At 60.6% G+C, this 18,512-nt stretch carries 15 protein-coding genes; 4 read left to right on the top strand and 11 right to left on the bottom strand.

Translation table 11 applies throughout. The features are described from left to right. Positions 1 to 18 precede the first annotated feature (18 nt). Together MY494_RS01895 and MY494_RS01890 are read left to right on the top strand one after the other, a co-directional pair. Positions 19 to 1,533 carry a glycerol kinase GlpK gene (locus MY494_RS01895; protein ID WP_247911048.1) on the top strand — a complete coding sequence of 505 codons (1,515 nt, stop codon included), beginning with the start codon at positions 19 to 21 and terminating at the stop codon, positions 1,531 to 1,533. Then, entirely contained in the window at positions 1,493 to 3,076 is a 1,584-nt protein-coding gene (locus MY494_RS01890; RefSeq protein WP_247911047.1) for a glycerol-3-phosphate dehydrogenase/oxidase, read from the top strand. Before MY494_RS01895 ends, MY494_RS01890 begins: the two co-directional genes overlap by 41 nt. On the opposite strand, the gene MY494_RS01885 is transcribed toward MY494_RS01890, so the two are convergent. Next, a complete protein-coding gene (locus MY494_RS01885) occupies positions 2,986 to 4,734 on the bottom strand; it encodes an alpha-amylase family glycosyl hydrolase (protein ID WP_247911046.1) in 1,749 nt (582 codons plus the stop codon). The two genes, MY494_RS01890 and MY494_RS01885, sit on opposite strands and share 91 nt — an antisense overlap. A gap of 61 nt (positions 4,735 to 4,795) precedes the next feature. Beyond that, the gene (gene stpA / locus MY494_RS01880) at positions 4,796 to 6,001 is read right to left on the bottom strand and encodes a glucosylglycerol 3-phosphatase (protein ID WP_247911045.1); all 1,206 of its coding nucleotides are present in this window, start codon (positions 5,999 to 6,001) and stop codon (positions 4,796 to 4,798) included. Positions 6,002 to 6,056: 55 nt separating this feature from the next. Between stpA and MY494_RS01875 the strand changes: the two genes are divergently transcribed. Then, the gene (locus MY494_RS01875) at positions 6,057 to 7,598 is read left to right on the top strand and encodes a hypothetical protein (RefSeq protein WP_247911044.1); all 1,542 of its coding nucleotides are present in this window, start codon (positions 6,057 to 6,059) and stop codon (positions 7,596 to 7,598) included. An 8-nt stretch (positions 7,599 to 7,606) separates the two neighbouring features. Here the strand turns inward: MY494_RS01875 and MY494_RS01870 are convergent, their stop codons facing one another. From MY494_RS01870 to htpG, 6 genes are all read right to left on the bottom strand, one after another. Next, positions 7,607 to 8,650 (bottom strand): ABC transporter ATP-binding protein, encoded by a 1,044-nt coding sequence (locus MY494_RS01870; RefSeq protein WP_247911043.1) that lies wholly within the window; start codon positions 8,648 to 8,650, stop codon positions 7,607 to 7,609. 39 nt (positions 8,651 to 8,689) lie between these two features. Beyond that, entirely contained in the window at positions 8,690 to 9,481 is a 792-nt protein-coding gene (locus MY494_RS01865) for a carbohydrate ABC transporter permease (RefSeq protein ID WP_247911042.1), read from the bottom strand. Then, complete coding sequence (locus tag MY494_RS01860; protein ID WP_247911041.1) at positions 9,481 to 10,371, bottom strand: carbohydrate ABC transporter permease; 891 nt, start codon at positions 10,369 to 10,371, stop codon at positions 9,481 to 9,483. The genes MY494_RS01865 and MY494_RS01860 overlap by 1 nt, the downstream gene beginning before the upstream one ends. After that, the gene (locus MY494_RS01855; protein WP_247911040.1) at positions 10,372 to 11,628 is read right to left on the bottom strand and encodes an ABC transporter substrate-binding protein; all 1,257 of its coding nucleotides are present in this window, start codon (positions 11,626 to 11,628) and stop codon (positions 10,372 to 10,374) included. It lies immediately after the preceding gene. Beyond that, positions 11,628 to 13,097 carry a glucosylglycerol-phosphate synthase gene (ggpS, locus tag MY494_RS01850; RefSeq protein WP_247911039.1) on the bottom strand — a complete coding sequence of 490 codons (1,470 nt, stop codon included), beginning with the start codon at positions 13,095 to 13,097 and terminating at the stop codon, positions 11,628 to 11,630. Before ggpS ends, MY494_RS01855 begins: the two co-directional genes overlap by 1 nt. Positions 13,098 to 13,278: 181 nt before the next feature. Continuing rightward, positions 13,279 to 15,180: a molecular chaperone HtpG gene (htpG, locus tag MY494_RS01845; protein ID WP_371820649.1), complete on the bottom strand. Its 1,902-nt coding sequence runs from the start codon at positions 15,178 to 15,180 to the stop codon at positions 13,279 to 13,281. A gap of 155 nt (positions 15,181 to 15,335) precedes the next feature. Between htpG and MY494_RS01840 the strand changes: the two genes are divergently transcribed. Then, positions 15,336 to 16,172, top strand: a complete 837-nt coding sequence (locus tag MY494_RS01840) for a DUF3598 family protein (RefSeq protein WP_247911037.1) — start codon at positions 15,336 to 15,338, stop codon at positions 16,170 to 16,172. Positions 16,173 to 16,447: 275 nt separating this feature from the next. Here the strand turns inward: MY494_RS01840 and MY494_RS01835 are convergent, their stop codons facing one another. The 3 genes from MY494_RS01835 to MY494_RS01825 form a co-directional block, all read right to left on the bottom strand. Beyond that, the gene (locus MY494_RS01835) at positions 16,448 to 16,705 is read right to left on the bottom strand and encodes a hypothetical protein (protein WP_371820648.1); all 258 of its coding nucleotides are present in this window, start codon (positions 16,703 to 16,705) and stop codon (positions 16,448 to 16,450) included. A gap of 349 nt (positions 16,706 to 17,054) precedes the next feature. Further along, positions 17,055 to 17,279, bottom strand: a complete 225-nt coding sequence (locus tag MY494_RS01830; RefSeq protein WP_247911035.1) for a ferredoxin family protein — start codon at positions 17,277 to 17,279, stop codon at positions 17,055 to 17,057. Between the two features lie 55 nt (positions 17,280 to 17,334). Next, positions 17,335 to 18,510 (bottom strand): ATP phosphoribosyltransferase regulatory subunit, encoded by a 1,176-nt coding sequence (locus MY494_RS01825; protein ID WP_247911034.1) that lies wholly within the window; start codon positions 18,508 to 18,510, stop codon positions 17,335 to 17,337. Positions 18,511 to 18,512: the final 2 nt, after the last annotated feature.

The raw sequence follows: 18,512 nt of genomic DNA, 5'->3' as shown, positions 1-18,512 counted from the left end.
GGGGAAACCCTTTTGCCTGTGTCCGAGTCCTATCTCTTAGCTCTCGATCAGGGCACCAGCAGTTCCCGAGCGGTTCTGTTTAACGCCCGAGGTGAGTCGGTCGCCTCGGCCCAAGTGCCCCTTGCGATCCACTACCCGGACGACGGCTGGGTGGAACAGGACGCCTCAGCGATTTGGCAGAGCCAGCTTGAGGCCATGGCTCTGCTGGAGCAGCGTTTGAGCCCGCAGCAACGCCGTTCTGTTCAGGCCTGTGGCATCACCAACCAACGGGAAACCACCACCCTCTGGCGCCGCAGTACTGGAGAATCCTTTGGTCCTTCCCTGGTCTGGCAAGACCGGCGGACCGCCGCGATCTGTGCCCGTTGGAAGAGCGAGCCAGCCGCAGCGCGCTGGCAGAGCCAGACAGGGCTTGTGCTCGATCCCTATTTCAGCGCCAGCAAGGTCGCGTGGATGCTTGAGGCCCATCCTCAGGCCCAGCAGGCCTTAGAGGCGGATGACCTCTGTTTTGGCACGGTCGACAGCTGGCTGCTGTGGCACCTAACCGGAGGAACGCGTCATGCCACGGACATCAGCAATGCCAGTCGCACCCTTTTGCTGGATCTGGAGCAGTTGAGTTGGCTGCCTGAGGCAGTCCAGCGTGTTGGCCTGACCACCGCTGCACTTCCTGATCTGTTGCCGACCCGCAGCGCCTTCGGGGTGATTGCCGATGGGCTGCCCTTTGGCGGTGTTCCGATTACGGCGATGCTCGGTGATCAGCAGGCCGCCAGTTACGGCCAGTTCTGCCACCAACCGGGTCAGGCCAAATGCACCTACGGCACCGGTGCTTTTCTTGTAGTCAATTGCGGGCAACAACCGCAACGGGCCTCAGGAGGTCTCCTGAGCACCGTCGGTTGGAGCAATCGCGATGGCAGCACCACCTACTGCATTGAGGGCAGCCTCTTTAATGCCGGGACGGTGATCCAGTGGCTCCGTGATGGTCTCGGGATCATCAGCGAGTCCGCGGAGGTTGATGCCCTGGCTTCGCAGGTTGCAAGTGCTGGTGAGCTGATGCTCGTGCCGGCCTTCACCGGCTGGGGATCACCCCACTGGGATCCCAATGCCCGGGGGTTGCTGATTGGGATGACGCGCGACACCGGTGCTCCGCAGATTGCCAGGGCCGCCCTGGAGGGGATCGCCTTGGCTGTGACCGGTTTGTTGCGGGGGGCCGCGGAGGCCCTGGGAGCTCCACTGCAAACGATTGCCGTTGATGGGGGAGCCGCCGCTTCTGCGGTTTTGCTCCAAGCCCAGGCCGACAGTGCAGCTGTTCAGGTGGTGAGACCGGCCAACCTGGAATCCACGGCCCTTGGGGTGGCGCTGATGGCCGGTGAGTGCGTCGATGTCGTGAGTGATCTCGAGTCCATCGCCGCGACCATCCGCAAGTCCTCAACCCAAGTGAACCCGCAGAGAACCGAGGCCGAGCGGGAGCGCTGGCGACGCCGTTGGGATCAGGCGGTTGAGCGTTGTTTGGAGTGGCATGGCGATGGAACGGTTTGATCTCTTGATCATTGGCGGCGGCAGTAGTGGCGCCGCCCTGGCCTATGAGGCCGTGCGTCGTGGCTTGCGCGTGGCGTTGCTCGAGGCTGGCGATCCGGGCCAGGGCACGAGTTCCCGCAGCACCAAGCTTCTGCATGGGGGTGTTCGTTATCTCGAGCTGGCCTTTAAGCAACTCGACGCAGCCCAGTTGAAGTTGGTGCGGGAGGCCTTGGCTGAGCGGCAGTACTGGATCGATCAAGCTCCCTTTTTGGCCCAGTCCCTGCGCATAGCCCTGCCCACTCAGGGGCCCTTGGAGCAGGCCTACTTCCGAGTGGGGTTGGGGATGTATGACCTATTGGCTGGCTCAGCTGGTCTTGAGCCCAGCAGTGGTGTGGACCGCCAGCAGCTGCAACAGGTCCTGCCTGGCCTGAATTCTGATCGCCATAGTGCTGTGCTTTACAGCGATGGTCAATTCGACGATGCACGACTGAATCTGCTGTTGCTGCTGACGGCCCAGGCAGCCGGTGCAGTGGTCCAACGGGACTGCGCGGTCGTTGGTTTTGAGCTGGAGCAGGGCAAGGTGGTTGGCGTCACGGCCCGTCAGCCCGATGGCTCCACGAGCCACTGGTTGGCTCGCTGTGTGGTCAATGCCACGGGTATCCAGGCCGACAGCCTCCGTGCCCTGGCGGAGCCCAACTGCCAGCCGCGGCTGCTGGTGAGTCGTGGTGTCCATTTGGTTCTCGAAGAGCAGTTCTGTCCAAGCGGTGTCGGCCTGCTGATTCCCAAGACCAGTGATGGTCGTGTGATGTTTGTGCTGCCCTTCCAAGGCAGAACACTGGTGGGTACCACCGATACCCCCTGCAGGGTTGCGGAAGCGACCACGGTCTCCGATGCCGAGGAGGCGTTCCTGCTGGATCACCTCCGGCGCTGGTTCCCGGGCCAAACCAACTTGACAGTGACCAGCCGGTGGGCCGGTGGTCGGCCCTTAATCCAGCCGGACTCCGAGCGCGGCAGCAGCAAGGTGGTTCGTGAACATGAAGTTGAGCAGCTTGATTGCGGTCTGATCAGCCTTCTTGGTGGCAAGTGGACCACCTGCAGAGTTTTGGCCGTTGATGCCCTGAAAGCCATCGCTGGCCAGCTGGGGCAGACGCTTTCTGCTCCCGACCCCATGCCGCTCCTGGGAGCTGCCCAATCCCCAGAGCAAACCACGGCTGATCTTTCAGACCTGCGCGCGCGGCTCGAGTGTGTGGTGCCGCGTGGTGCGCTCCAACATCAGCAAATCGACCATCTGATCGCCAATTACGGCCTGCAAGCCGAGCAGGTGCTCCAGCAGGGACTGGATGCCTCTGAAACGACACCCCTCAGCCCCGTGGTGCCCATTTGTGTGGCGGAGTGGCGCTACAACATCCAGTTTGAATGGGCGAAGACAGCAGCTGATCTGCTCAATCGGAGAAGCCGGATTGGCTTTCTCGATCAGGCCGAAGCGGAACGGCTCACGCCGGCTGCAGAGTCACTGTTGCTGGCGAGTTCCATATCCCCGATCAACCACCAGCCAAAGCCGTAGGCCTGCAGGTAGACGAACCAATCACTCGAGGCTTCTGGGAATTCACACCCCCAGAGCAGTTCGCGGATTCGCTCCCCTTCCCAACGACTGAGGTCGATCTCGGTTGAGGCACCAGTGCCACTCAGATTGACGGCGACGAGCACAGTCATGGCCTCACAGCGGCGAATGAAGCTGACCACGCTCGGGTGATGGCTGGGCAGCAGTTCAAAATCGCCATGCTTCAGGGCCGGCAGCAGCTTGCGGCTCACCAGCATGTGCCGATGCCAATTGAGGAGCGACCCCTTAAGCGACTTCTGAACCTCAACGTTGATCACGCGGTAGTCGTAACCAGGCGCGGTAATCGGCGGCAGCACCAGAAGTGGATCAGGGGCTATGGAAAAGCCACCGTTGCGATCCGGACTCCAGGCCATGGGAGTGCGATTGGGGTCCCGGTCTCGCAGTCCTGGCCAGTCCCCCATTCCGAGCTCATCGCCGTAGTAGACGCATGGCATACCCGGCAGGCTGTAGAGCAGGGCATGGAGCGCCATGTTGGGCCTGGTATCTCCGTTCAAGAGTGGTGCCAGCCTGCGATTGATTCCCCAGTTCAGCCAATGGCCATGGGCGGCGGGCAGCCCATGGCGCACCCAGTGAATGACCTCCTCAGGTACGAGATGGCCATCACCAAGCCACAGTTCATCGTGGTTCCGGAGCGGAAGGGCCCAGCCCCGGCCGCAGTCCAGGTTGCTGATTTCCTTGAGAAATCGGTTCAGTCCCTTGGTTTCGCCATGGGCTACAGAGGCGAAGAGATGGGCGGTGAGGGCGAAATTAAACGCCGCATGCAGTTCCCCGTCTTCGAGGTACGGCATCGCTTCATCGACCGGCTGAATCGCTTCAGCCAACAGAAGAATGTCGCGCCCAGGGTTCGCCCCGCTGTAGGCATCTACCCTTTGGCGCAGGGTTTTTAAAAAGGCATGGGTTTCCGGTAGACCCTCACAACGGGTTCCTTCTCGCTCAAAGAGAAAGGGAATGGCATCCAGCCGAAAGCCATCGATCCCACGGGCTAACCAGAAGTCCACGACCTGAAGCACCGCTTCCTGGACGGCGGGGTTGTCGTAGTTGAGGTCCGGTTGGTGATGCAGGAAACGATGCAGGTAGTACTGCTGTGCAATCGGATCCCAGGACCAATTGGAGTCCTCGAAGTGGCGAAAGAGGACAGGCGCATCCTTGTAGCCGTCGGGATCGTCTCGCCAGACATAGAAGTCGCGATCGGCGCTGCCCCGTTCAGCAAAACGTGCCCGTTGAAACCAGGGGTGAAGCTGACTGGTGTGGTTCAACACCAGGTCAATGACCACCCGGATCCCATGGGCATGGGCGGCTTCGATAAAGCGATGAAACGCGTCGAGGTCCCCAAGCTCCGGATGGATATCGGTGAAGTCGGTGATGTCGTACCCCCCATCCCGCAGGGGAGACGGGTAGATCGGGGTCATCCAGATCGCATCGACCCCGAGCCAGCGCAGGTAGCCCAGACGTTTGGTGAGACCGCCGAAATCCCCGATCCCATCCCCATCGGAATCGCTGTAACACCGGGGGATCAGTTCATAGATAACCGCCCCATCCCACCAGGGATGTTGCCCCGGTGCTGGGGGCCAGGTTTGTGTCCTGCTGGCCCCCTCTGGCATCAGAACGAACGGTGACTACCCCTGGGATAGGCCGTTCTGGAGCTGCTGTCAGCCCACGTCTTTAGAAGACGTTGCTTGCCAGTCCGTTGAACCACTGGACATAGGCCCGCGGTCCCCCTGGCACCAGGACATCCAGCTGTAGGGGATCCTCTGGATCGCTCAGACCTCTGAGCTCTGGATCCTGAAGGCTGGGGCGATCCAATTCGCCCCCACTGCTGTCCACCAGGACCACCCGGTTGGTTCTTCCGAACGCCCGGCCGATTTCTTGCAACAGAGTCAAGAAGCCTCGATCGCTTCCGCCTCGTCTCCAACACTGTTGATTCCCATCCATCAGCCTCTCGGAGGTGATGGTGTCGGCAATGCCGACCAAGGTCGGCATCTCCTCTGGCGCAATGCTCTCTTGTGCCAAGGCGAGCAGGGCCTCGGCCGATCTGGGGGCCGTTCTGACATTGAAGTCAGCCCCCAGGGGGGCGCGGCCGCTTTGCCTAGCGATGTGTTGGTTCAGCAGCACCAAAAGTCCGGCTTCCTTCACGGCTCCGCGGAGCATGAATTGGAAGTCACTGGTGCCGCGATGCTCACGGCTCGCCCATTTGAGCAATTCCTTGCCGTCTTGGCTGCCGAGATTGGGGGCGAGGTGTAGGAAAAAGGAGTCGCCGAGACCCTGCTGCTGCGCTTGCCTCTCGATGGTCTCAAGCAGCTGCAGGCTCAGCTCTTGCAGTTGACGCTGCTGATCGGGCTCTGGGCACAGGCCAGCAAAGAGAACGTTCAGGTTGAGGGTTGGTGAGAGTTCGTTGTCGAGAACAGCTGCTTGGCTCAGCTGCTCGAGCTCCTCTGCTGCGCAGCTGGGGCTGATCTGTTCAATGATTTGACGCACCCCGTTGCCAAGCTGGGCAGTGACGGTCTGCAGAAACTGCAGTTCCGCCTGACTCACCCCTGGATGGCTGATCTGGCCGTGGCCTGTTTGCGATTGGACCCCCCCCGCCGCTAACCCCGGTAGATAGAGCCCCTCGGTGGCGGGATCTCGCCTCGGTCCGAGGGCCTGCTCCACCAGCCGGTTCACCCCGCGGGCACCACTGTGTTCGCCATTGGTCAGGACGCGAAATCGGTCGCCTAATCTCGCTACGGCTTCGATGTACTGAGGCGGAAGGACCCGAGTGAGCGGGTCGCGCACCAGCGGCATGCAAACGCCATCGAGGTCTTGGATGAGCAGGATGTCGCGGTCGGCGCTGATCTCCTCCTGTAGTTCGTTCAGGGAGAGACGCGCCATGGATTCGCCGTCGAGCTGCCCTACACCCTCCCATGGGTCCGCCTGGGCCGTCAGGATGGGTGGAGGCCAAGTTGTGATCTTGCAGAACGGTTTTTTCGAATCCAACCTTGACCCTGAACGGATCCGAAGGCGCCTGATCGCGCTGGAAGAGGGAAAGGTGGGCTTCTACAGCGTTGGGCTGTATCCAGCCTCGTTGGCGTACAACTGCGCGATGCAAACCGATGGGTCTCGGTTGCTCTTGGCTCCTCGTGCTGGTCGTCAGATCCTTGGGGCGTTCAAGGCCGAGGAGCTCTCAGGGATGGACCCGGAGCATCGCGCCACCATGGAGCGCATGGGTACCCATGCCCAGGCGGGTCACCAGATTCCAAATGACCTTGGTCATTTGATTCAGCACTGCGAGTTGGTGGTGCTCAGCGCCAACAGCAACCACATCGAGGAAGACCTTCAAGAGGCTCTGCGACTGCGGGAGGAGCTGGGTCGTGAGCACGTCGTCTTGGCTTGTCTGGCCGGTTCTTTCACCCACGATCCGATCTCGAATGAGGCCTATGTGTTGTGCCAAAAAGCCCCGAACTTGGGCTTTTTCACGGGGTTTCACCGGCATGGAGCCCTGCGCAATCCGCTTGATAGTTTCACGGCGAATTTCTGTCATCCCAATGCCCTGACGGCACTCCTGGGTGCGCGTCTGCTGGATCGCCTCTCCCCCAACCTCCAGGTCTCCGCTGGGGTGCACAACATTGAAGGGCAATACATCAAGGCCGCCAAAAACATGGCCTCGATTTTTGCGGGATTTGGCTACACCTTTCACAGGGATAACCCTGGGGTTCTGCCCACATTGTTGACCCTGCTGCTCGAGCAGTGCCTGGACCAGGCGGCAACCGTGTCAATGGCTCGCACCGATCGCCAACGCCTCTATCACCGTCAGCCGATTGCATTGACTGAACTGGGCTATGGGGTCCAGCGAATCGAGGCTGCCCTGGTCAGGGATGGCGACATGGAGAAGGTCCGTGACCACACCTTTTCGCAATTGACGGCCATGGTTGCCGATGTGCGCGGCAGCATGATGCTGCCAACCGCCGGCAGTCCGACCCGGAATTTCCAAGCGGGTGCTGTGCTGGCCACTCGCATGCGCGAGTGCGGCCGCTGTCCGGCGAATGTCGAAGAGTTCGAGGCCTGGTGCGATGAGGCAGGTTTATCGAAGGGGGGCCTCGAGGGCCTGCGTTCTTTGCGCTACTGGCCTCAGATCGTTCGTCAGTACGGCATTCCCCTGCATGACGCCTCACTGATCAACTTGCTCTATATGGCCATCTTTGGCCGTCAAAACTCCAAGCAATCCGCCTTCTCTGTGATGACGGAGAGCCGTGAGCTCAGCAACTACTGCCAGGAGTCTGTCCGCCCGACCCACAGCCGGCGCTATGCCGAAGCGCTGCAAAACCTCGACAATCCCGCAGCGGTTGATCTGGTGGTGAGTGCGGTCGTTGCTGACCTGGCGCGTCGATCGGGTAGTGGTGACAGCTTTGTCGACGACGAGTCCGCGACGAGCGATGACATTCCGGCCTACCTACAGGCGATGAACGTGATCGAAACGGTCTGGGATTAAGGCGCTCCTTAGCGGAGTCGCCGACCGCTGGATTGCTCGAAATGGAGCTCATCCTCCCGTCTCCAGCGCAATTGGAGCCGGCGGTTGCTTTCTTGTGCCAGTTCTGCGCTGCTGCTTTGGGCATCGGAGAGAACCTTCACCCTGGTATCCCGCACTCTCCAGTGGCTGATGACGCGATCCCCAAGCCACTCCAAGTGCTCGCGATGGGCATCCACTGCTGCGTACGTGCTGCTGAGGGGGGTTGAAGCATCGGCGACCTCAAGATGCTCAGGCCTCAGGCCAACCAATTCACCAGGATTGAGCGGTAAAAGGTTGATCGAAGGACTTCCAAGGAAACTAGCGACGAATTGGTTCTGTGGGTTTCGGTAGAGCTCTGCGGGGCTGCCGACCTGTTGCAGCTCCCCTGCCTTCAAGACGGCGATACGGTCCGCTAGCCCCATGGCCTCGTGTTGGTCATGGGTCACGTAGACCACCGGTGCACCGGTGCTGCGCAGAAGACCGCGCAATTCGCCTCGGAGGTCCTCTCTGAGCTGAGCATCTAGGTTGCTCATGGGCTCATCGAGCAAAAACAAGGCGGGTTTACGCAAGAGTGCTCGAGCCAAGGCGACCCGCTGCCGTTGCCCCCCCGAGAGCTCTGCGGGCTTGCGGTCCCTGCAGCTTTCAAGCTGAAGTAGGGCCAGGACCCGTTGTAATTCTCCCTCGATCTCTGGTCTGGGGACTCGCCTGAGTTCGAGCCCCAGGCTGAGGTTCTTGGCGACGCTCAGATGGGGGTAGAGGGCGTAGCTCTGGAAGACCATCGCCACATTCCTTTGGGCAGGCGGTAGCGGTGTGATGGTCACTCCAGCCAGTTCAATGTCTCCGCCACTCACGGGATCCAGGCCTGCGATTAAGCGCAGGGTGGTGCTCTTGCCACAACCACTCGGCCCCAGCAATGCCAGAACTTCGCCGGGGGCGACCTCGAGGCTGAGGTTCTGCAGCAGGGTCTGCTGCCCCACCCGGCGGCAAAGCTGGCTCAGAACAAGACCAGAGCGAGCAGGGCTGGAGGAGGTCATCAATGGGCGAAGAGAACGTGGTCGAGCTTTGGTTCAGGGCTATCCCTTAATGGCCCCTTGGGTGAGGCCGCTGATGATCTGACGTTGAAATAGCAACATGATCAGCACCAACGGCACACTGCCCAGCACGGTGGCGGCGGCAAAGGCTCCATAGGGAACAGAGAAGATCGAGGAGCCGGCAATGCGGGCAATGGCTGGGGCCAGGGTGAGTAGGTCGGCCCGACTCAACCAGGTCAGAGCGATCGGATATTCGTTCCAGCAGAAGATGAAGATCAGCAGTGCTGCACTGGAGATGGCTGGGGCCATTAGTGGAAGGAGCACCCAGCGCAGGCGTTGCCAGAGGTTCATGCCCTCAATCAGGGCGGCCTCTTCCAGATCTACGGGGATATCGCGGAAGGCTGCCTGCAGCAGCAGGATCGCCAAGGGCAAGCACAGCCCGGCATAGGGAAGGCTGAGGGCCAGGAGATTGTTCGACAGATGGAAGTCGCGGGCCACCTCCAGAAGCGCCAAGAACAGCAACACGGCTGGGAATGCCGCTGCAGCAGCCACCAGGACGCTGATGTTGCGAGCACGATGGGCCTGCATACGGCTGAGGGCGTAAGCGCAGGGGATCGCCAGAAGGAGCGTCAAGAGTGTGCTGCTCAACCCGACGATCCCACTGTTGAGGAGATAGGTCAAAAACGGTGGTTCACCGTTGAGGAGCTGCCTGTAGTGATCGAGGGTCCAGCCTCCACTGCCTGAGCCAGTCAGGGCCGCGGTCGGCCGAAAGGAGGTGTAGAGCTGCCAGAGCATCGGGCCCAGGCTCCAGATCAAGAGGGCCAGGCGTGCCACTAAAGGTCACCTCCTGTCATGGCCTCGCGCCCGCTGCTGAACCACCAGAGCCCCGCGAGTCCTGCGCAGAGCACCAAGAGTCCGGCGAAGGCGCCGAGCATGACGGTGGCGCTGTAGCCAAAGTCCAAGAAACGCATCGCATTCAGGTAGGCGTAGAGCGCCAGACTTTCCGTGCTGCCCGCTGGACCTCCTCCCGTCAGCACTTGCACCAAGTCGAACACTCCCAGCGCTTGGGCGAGGCGAAAAACGAGTGCAATGAGTAGATAGGGCGTCAGCAGAGGCACCGTGATCCTCCAGAGGGATTGCCAGGCCGATGCCCCCTCCAACTGCGCAGCCTCGTAGAGATCGCGGGGAATGTTCTGCAGGCCCGCCAGCAGAAGTAAGGCCACAAACGGGGTCGTTTTCCAGGTATCGGCCCAAACCGTGGCGATCCAGGTGATTGATGGGTTGGCCAGAAAGGCCACGGGTTCCATTCCTACCCAGTGCAGAGCTTGATTAATCGGGCCGTATGGATCATTGAAGATCCAGCGCCAGCCCAAGGCCATCACCGTTGTTGGCAGAGCCCAGGGCAAGAGGCTGATCATTCGCAAGCTGCTCTTGCCTCGCAACGGCTGGTTCAGGAGCAAGGCGATCGCCAGCCCTAGGACCATTTCTGTGCTCACCGAGAGACCAGCAAAGCGAAGGGTTTGCCAGGCGTCCTGCCAGAAGCGGCTGTCGTTCCAGAGCCGGACCCATTGGGCGGTCCCCGCAGGAATGGGTTGAAGTTCTGTCAGCACCGTCTGGGTCTGGGTGCTTAACCAGAGGTAGTGACCAATGGGCACCAGGAAGATCAGGCTGAGCAATCCCAGGGCCGGCAGCAGGAGCCAGAACTGTTGGCGCCAGCGGATCATTTACTGCACTCCTCGTGTGGAACGTTCCAGCTGAAGGCTGTTGCGCTGAAGGTTGTCCATGGCCGGCGCCGCTGCGATCTCACCGGTGATCACGGTGTTCACCTCGCGGTAGAGCAGGTCACTGAGTTGGGCATAGATCGGTGTCAGCGGTCTGAGTACGGCATCGGCCAGTGCTGATTGCAATTCCGGCAGGATCGGATTGGCGCGGACCAGTTCTGGGTCGTTGAAGACACTCAGGCGCGTTGGTGTGTAGCCCCAGTTCAAGTTGAGTTGTTTTTGGGCGGCGGTGCTGGTCAAAAACTGCAGTGCCTCGATGGCGGCTTGCTTGTGTTTGGAGCTTGAAAGGACGGAGAACCCCCAGCTGCCCTGGGTTGCGACATGGGGTTCATTCGGGAGGCTGACCATGGTTGTGATTCCGACTTTCCCAGCCAGCGCAGAACCCTCCTTGTTGAGTTCGGCCCAGGCGTAGGGCCAGTTCCGCATCAAAGCGGCATCACCACTTTCAAAGACCTGAAGCGCTTGCGGTTCGGCCATGTTGGCTACGGAAGGAGGCGTAATGCCCTGATCGACGAGTTGGCGTAGCCATTGGCTGGCCTTAATCGCGGCTTCACTGTTGAGGTCCGGTGAGCCATCGCGGAGCCAGCGACCGCCGAAGCCCCGTAGAACCTCCAGATAGGTGCAGCTCAACCCCTCGTATTGACGGCCTTGCCAGACGTAGCCCCAGCGGACTTGCCCCTTTTCTTGAAGAGACCGGCTGATGGCTTCGAGTTCGGCGGGTGTCCTGGGGGGGCTGTCCATCAGGTCGGTGCGCCAGAACAGCAGGCCCATGTCGGCCACGAGGGGGAAGCGCCAGAGGTGGCCGTCAAAGCTGTTGCCCAGTTCGGCTCCAGGGGCGAGATCGACCAGGGCGTCGGCTCCGAGCCAGGCTTCCAAGGGCTCAAGCCAGCCAGCCCTGGCATATTTCGGTGTCCAGGTGACGTCCATCAGCAGGACGTCGTAGGGACTGTTGCCCAGCAAGAGGCTGCTGATCGCCAGGTCTGAGACTGCTTCTGTCTCTAGAGGTCCACGGGTCACCGTGAGGGCAATCTCTGGGTGCTCGCGATTGAACTCCTCAACGAGTTCAGCCGTGGCATCGGCAAATGGAGCCGGCATCAGGATCGAAACGGGCTCCCGTGCTGGTTTGGCCCAAAGCCCCAGCACCAGCACCAGGCTGCCCAGCACGCAGGCCAAACCCAGCAGCCAACGGCGCTGGTTCATCACTGCGATTCAATCGCCTCCAGTTGTTCTTTGACCCAATGATCAACGCTGAGTTGATCCACCGAAGCCGCCATCGATGCCATTCGTTGCTCCTGATCCTGAAGCGAGAGGCCTAGGGCCTTGTCGATCGCCTCATCCATGCGCCTGTGGGAGTAGGGATTGGTGAGAACGGCTCCCTTCATCACTACGGAGGCACCGGTGAATTCCGAGAGCACCAACGTTCCGCCTCTTCCCTTGCGGGCCGCCGCATATTCCTTGGCTACCAGGTTCAGGCCATCCCGCAACGGCGTGATCCAACAGATGTCCGAAGCAGCAAACCAGGCCACCATCTCCTCGTAGGGAATACGTTGCGTTGTGAGACGAATGGGGACCCAATCGATCTTGCTGAAGCGGCCATTGATCCGGCCAACGGTTTCCTCAATCCCGCGCTGCGTGTCTTCGTAGACCTTCATTCCGGTGTTGGCGGCTACACAGGCCAGGACCAACACCACCTGGCCGTGGATCGCCTCATTGCGCTCCAGCAGTCGCTCATAGGCTCGAAGCAGTTCTTCGTTGCCTTTGGTGTAATCCACTCGGCTAGCGGAGAGGATCAAGGTCCGGCCGCGCTTGGTGTTGGTCTCAATCTCTTGGATTAGCTCCTGGACGGGCTTGGAATCCCTGAGCTCGCGAATCACATCTGGACTGGTGCCGACCGGCGTCGAGACGAGCTTGACGCGATGGCCGTTGTGCTCAAGCCATGGCGTGGCGTCGGGCTGGGCCAAGGCGCTGCCACAGGGCATGAAGTGATCGGCAATCTCCGATTTGGGGCCCTTCTTGACCGGCAACAAGCTGGAGGCCGCCCGGGCGAAATTCTCGGCGTAGCGGGGAATGTGAAAACCCACCGCATCGCAGCAAAGAAGACTCTCGATGATCTCTTCCCTCCACGGCAGGATGCTGAAGACATCGCTGCTTGGGAAAGGGGTGTGGTGAAAAAAGCTGATCTTGACATCCGGTCGTAGGGCCCGAATAAAGCCCGGTGCCAACCAGAGGTTGTAGTCGTGAATCCAGATGGACGCCCCTGGAGCCGCTTCGTTGCAGGCCGCTTCGGCGAACCGCTGGTTGACTTCACTGAAGGTCTGCCAGTCGGCGTTATTGACCTCAAAAAAACTAGGGAAGCTGTGAAGGATTGGCCAGATCGATTCCTTTGAAGTGACGTGATAGAAACTGCCGATCTGCTCCTGGCGAAGCGGAATCCGTCTCAAACGGATTTGGATCGGCTCATCAATTGTCAAGGTTTCGTCTTCAGCAGCGGGATCCTCGTTCTCACGCCAGGCAATCCAGGTGCCGGATGGATGGGAGCGAAACAGGTTTCGCAGCGTCGGAATGATGCCGTTTGGGCTCTTCTGGTCTTGCCACTGCCTGGTGCCGTCCTCGCCGATGACCTCGTCAAATGGAGAGCGGTGATAGACCAGGACGAAAGAGCTAGGCACACGGAATCGGCAGGGAACGCCTGTCCCTAAGGCCGTGCATACCGGTGAAGGCCAGCAAGATCGGCCCTGGGCTGCGCGAGGGAGGTCTCCCTCGGGATGGGATTAGCCAACCCAGACAGGCAATCTCCACCATCCCCCAGAGCCCTGGGGATGTCAAACCCAGGGCCCCTGAACCGTGGCTTTAGAGACCGCGTTCCATCAGCTGGCCCATCAGGTCACAACTGCGTTGCTGGAAACCTGCCAATTCGTTGGGCTCCAGACCACCCACGGCCAAGCGAGCCATCTCATAGAGATGGCGGCTGAGGTTGTCCGCCAGCTCTTGGCTCGGGCTGGAACCTGCGCCTGTGATCACCGATCCTGCCGAGAGCTTGATCAACCCTTCGACCAAACGGTGCTTGCGATTGACCAGCAACACGTGGTGATCAGGCAGACCGGGTAGCCGCTGTTCCATCAAGGCCCCCATATCGTTCATTCGGCGCATTTGCTCTGGAAGCAGAATCAATGCGGCCGGAGCGTTGTCGCCTTTGAGGGCTTGAACCTGGATGGTGACCTTGTCGTTAGAGAGGGCTGCCTTAAAGAGATCCCGCAGCTTCTCTGAGCTGTCTTTGCCCTCCGCGTCGCTGATTTCGCTTTCTTTCTCCTGGAGCGAATCGTCCAGTTCGCTATCGACCCGTTGGAACTTCAGCTCCTCATGGCGGTACTCCAGCCAGGGAATGAATTGGGTATCAATAAAGGTGTCAGCCAAGAGCACCTCTGCACCCTGGCTTTTCCACAGGGCGAGAGCCCCGGCCTGGCCTGCCTCGTCGGTGCAGTAGAGGATTCGCTTGTCGTTGTCGCTGCCAAGGCGTGAGCGATAGCCGCCCAGGGTGGTGAAAGCCTTGCCTGCTTCAGCAGCGACCGGATCAGCGTTGTCTCCCTCGGCCGCTGCAGCTGTGGTGCCAAACAGCACCAGCTCGGCCACCTGGTCGGCGAACTTCTCGTCTTCCATGGCGCCGATCTTGATGAAGGGAGCCAGCGATTCCCAGATCTCGGCGTAGCGCTTGGGTTCGTCTCTGTGAAGTTCCTTCAGCCGGTCACCAACCTTCTTGGCGACGAAGTTGCCTATGGAGCGGACCCGTCGATCCGTCTGCAGGGCTGAGCGGCTGACGTTCAGCGGAATATCGGGTGAGTCGATCACGCCCCGCAGGGGCAGCAGGTAGCGGGGCACAACCTCCTTGATCGAGTCGCTGACGAACACCTGGTTGCAATAGAGCTTGATTTCACCCTTCTCCCAGTCCGCACGGCCCGTGGATTTCGGGAAATAGAGGATTCCCTGCAGGTTGTAGGGGTAGTCGGTGTTGAGGTGAACCCAGAGCAGTGGGTCACCCTGGAATGGATAGAGGTAGCGGTAAAGCTCGATGTAGTCCTCATCGCTGAGCTCGCGGGGGCTCTTGCGCCAGGGGGCTTCCCGTTTGTTGACGGTCTCGCCTTCCAGCTGGACCTCCACCGGCATGAAGTCGCAGTAGGTGGTGATCAGGGTCCGGATTCGTGCCGGCTCGATGTATTCCTCCTCTTCCTCCATCAGATGGAGGATGACGTCGGTGCCGGGCTCCGAGCGTTCGGCGGCCTCCAGGCTGAAGTTGGGGGAGCCATCACAGCTCCAACGAACGGCCTCGGCATCGCCGCGAGCGGAGCGTGTCACCAGCTCCACCTGTTTGGCGACCATGAAGCTGGAGTAAAAGCCCAGGCCGAAGTGGCCAATGATGGCGTCGGACTCTTGCTTGTATTTCTCGAGGAAGTCCTCGGCGCTGGAGAAGGCGACTTGGTTGATGTAGCGCTTCACCTCATCGGCGGTCATGCCGATCCCGTTATCGGAAATGGTGAGCGTCTTGGCTTCGCGGTCGATCCGGATGCTGATCGTCCCCTCGGGCCCTTCACTGCAATCACCAGCCATCGAGGCCATACGGCGCTTGCTGATGGCATCGACGCCATTGCTCACAAGCTCCCGGAGGAACACTTCGTGGCCGCTGTAGACGGCCTTTTTGATGATCGGAAAGATGTTCTCGGTGTGGATCTGAATTTGACCCTGTTCCGCCTGAAGCACCACGGCTCTGATCACAACGTGTTGTCCAGAATCCCTCTAGCCAGGGGCTCACGCCAAGGGGGAACGGTGGGCAGGAAACCGACCCCCAGAAGCTCCACCCCTCGCAGCGCCAGAGCACAAGCCTTAGTTTCCGCAGCCCAACCTCAGGCGATTCCATGGCCAGCCAGTGGGCCAACTTTCTGCTCAACCTTGGTGAGTGGCGCGGCAGCTTTTGTGGCTTCGCCCCCGATGGCTCCATCGCCGACACCACCCCCTCGATCTTGAGCCTGGAGGCCGGGGACAGCGAGCGTCTGGTCCACTTCAGGCTGCGTCGTTACGGGCCAGAAGGTCTCGACGGTGAGCCCATCCATGAGATGGCGCAGGACTACCGCAACCTCGGTAAGCAAGTTGTGTTTTTTGCCAATGGGACCTTCTGCAAGGGGTCAATGCAGGTTTCTCCTTGCGCTGAGTTCGGTGGCGAATTCGGCTTTGTTGATCAGGACCGGCGCCACCGCATGGTGCAACTGCACGGCACGGACGGGACCTTTAGCAAGCTGGTCTTGATCCGCGAATTCCGCAATGGGGGAGCTGGAGAAGAGCAACCTCCCGCCAGCCTCGATCGGCTGAGCGGTCAATGGAGCGGTGAGGCCTCCACCATTAATGCGGAATGGCTTGAACCCACCATTGAGCAGGCCTCCTTTCAGATCTGTAGGGACGGCGAACAGGGGTTTTCCTGGTTGACGCAGATCGGCAACCAGGTTTCTGAGCTCAGGGGAGCACTAGAGAGCACGTGCTTTGGCCGCACTATCGGTGCCCAAGAGCAATGTCTTCAGCTTTTGCCGGATGGAGGTTTCAACCTGCGGCCTGTGCGGGTCAACCACCGTGCTGCCTTCCAGATGGAGGCGGGCTGGATGCCGTCTCCAGGCAGGATGCAGCGCTTGATTCGTCGCTACGACGCTTCTGGAGCTTGGGTGTCAGCGACCCAAATCCTGGCCACCCGCTCAGAGGGCTGAGGACGCCGCGGAGGGCTGGGCTGCACTGCGATCCAGAGCAAGGTGATCAGTGGTACGACGAAGCCACTGATCACTAGAACCGCCGCGAGCTGACTGCCCCTGACATAGGGCTGCTGAATCAGAGGATCACCGCAGTAACCGCAGTGGGGAGCTCCGCTGGAACCTTGGATGGCCCGGGTCGGCCGAGGAGCGCAGTAGGGGCAGTGGTACTCCCCTGGCTTTGTCCTGCTCACCCTTTTCGCCACCGTGTTCCCATTGCTGACGCTGCTCGTCCCCTAACGCGCGGCTTGGCTTCTCCAAGTGCAAAACAGGGGTTCCGGCGACCGCAGCGTGCGCCAGTCCCCGGATGCCGTTGCCACTTCAACGCCGACGGGGTGTTCAACGGGATTGATGCTGCTGTTCTGCAACCAGCCGATGGCATCGTCGAGGGCTGATTCCAAGCTGGGGTATAGGGCGTCTAGTTGGCGATGGGGTTCGCAGAGTCCATCGATCAGGCGGTAGAGCTTCTGCTTCAGGACCTGGGGTTGGTTCAAATTTCGCCAATTCATATTTCTCTCCCCGAAGGAAATTCCACTTTGAGGAGGGTTTGAGGGAGTGGATCAACTCCTCACACTGTCTTAACCAACGGAACTGGCTTGATCCAGGTCGCTGAGGTTGACCGTGAATGTTGAGGTATGGGCTTGAACAAGGGGCCAAGGCCGCACCCAGGCGGAGCCGCTCGCCTCATCCAAATTGACCAGCTGCAAGACACAGTCTGGGTTCTGACTGAGTGTGACCAGAGCGCCTGGTTGAAAAGACACGGCTGAACCACCGCAGATTTCTCCACTCAAGCGCAACGACGGGCGCAATACCAAAGAAATTCTTAAGCCCTGACCAATGGGTTCAGCTGGCCCGCTGGAGTTCAGGCTTTTCTTCGGGAATGATCGCTCCTGCCACTGGGCAAACCTGCAGGCAGATCCCGCAGTCAATGCAGGTGTCGAAATCGATCCAATAAAACTCCGTTCCTTTGGCATTGGCCCCGCTCCCGGGGTTGATGCAGGCCACGGGGCAGGCATCAACGCAATCGGCCACGCCTTCGCAGACGTCGGTGACGATTGTGTGGGCCATCAGCAGTGCCTTAACGGAGCTGGGATCCTAAGGACCCCATGGTCCAGGCGCTGCTCTAGCCGATCCAGATCACCTCTCGACAGCCGCGGGCTTCTGCTTGCGTTCTCGCATCCGCCTCTGAGGGGCAGGGCTGATGCAACAGCAAACAGGGTTGCCCCTGTTGGTGCTGTGCGGACTGGGCCGCCAGGGCGGCCGGCAGATGAGTGGCGTCCTTAAAACTGACCAACGTCACGTTGGGACGTTGGGGGGCTGTCTTCTCGGTGCCGAGCAACGTTTGGATGGCTTCTAGATCGAAGCTGAAGCCCAGCCCTGAGGCTTCGCCGCCAAAGCGTTCCACCAGGGCGTCGTAGCGACCGCCACTGGCGATTTCCACTGGTGCGTCCACGCCCTGGCAGACCAACTTCAAAACAAGGCCGTCGTAGAGATCAAAGTGCGGCTGGAAGGTGGGGTCGAGCTGCAGTTCCACATGCCCCTGAGCTGCTTCCGGTGCCACGACTTTGAGGCAGTCCGCGAGTTCGTCGAGAAGGCGAGACGGGCCAAGCAACGTCTGCAGTTGCGCCAGCACCATCTGGGGTGCCCCACGCAACCGCATCAATTGCTCGAGTGACTGGCGTTGCTCGTTCGGGAGCTCAAGGCTGGCCAGGGCCAGGGGATCAAAGCTAACGAGGGCTTTGCGCACGGCAGTGCGCTGCGCAGCTGGGACTTGGTCGAGCAGGGCCGAGAGCACACCGTGATGGCCCAGCAGCAACTTCGGGCGCTGTTGGGCGCCGATGCCGACCTTCTCGATGCAGGCCAGCAACAGGCGCAGGAGCTCGGCATCGGCGACGCTCGCGCTGCCGTTGGCTAGAGCGAAGAGTTCGACACCGCTCTGCAGTTGCTCTTCGAGGCGTTGCTGACCGGTATCACTCTGGACGCTGCGGAAGACCCTGCCGCAACTCCAAAGACGCAGTGGCCGGGGAAGTTGCGCCATCCGTGTGCAGGCGGCCCGGGCAATGGAGGCCGTCATCTCTGGGCGCAGACCCAGGGGGTCATCACTGGCGAGACGAACCAATTCGCGGTCGTTGATCCGTCCGCCGGCCTCCAGGGTTTCTAGGCGTTCGACGCTGGGAGGACTGACTTCGACGTAGCCCCAGAGGCGATAGACCTGGCCGAGTTGCTCCGACAGCCAACGGTTGCCATCCACCTCGCGAGGATTCAGATCCCTGGTTCCGGCCGCCGGTTGAAGAGCCATCG

This window comes from Synechococcus sp. A10-1-5-1, from assembly GCF_023115425.1.
GTDB lineage: Bacteria > Cyanobacteriota > Cyanobacteriia > PCC-6307 > Cyanobiaceae > Vulcanococcus.
Note: the sequence above shows the minus strand (reverse complement) of the source record. Positions and strands in the feature narration are given on the sequence as shown.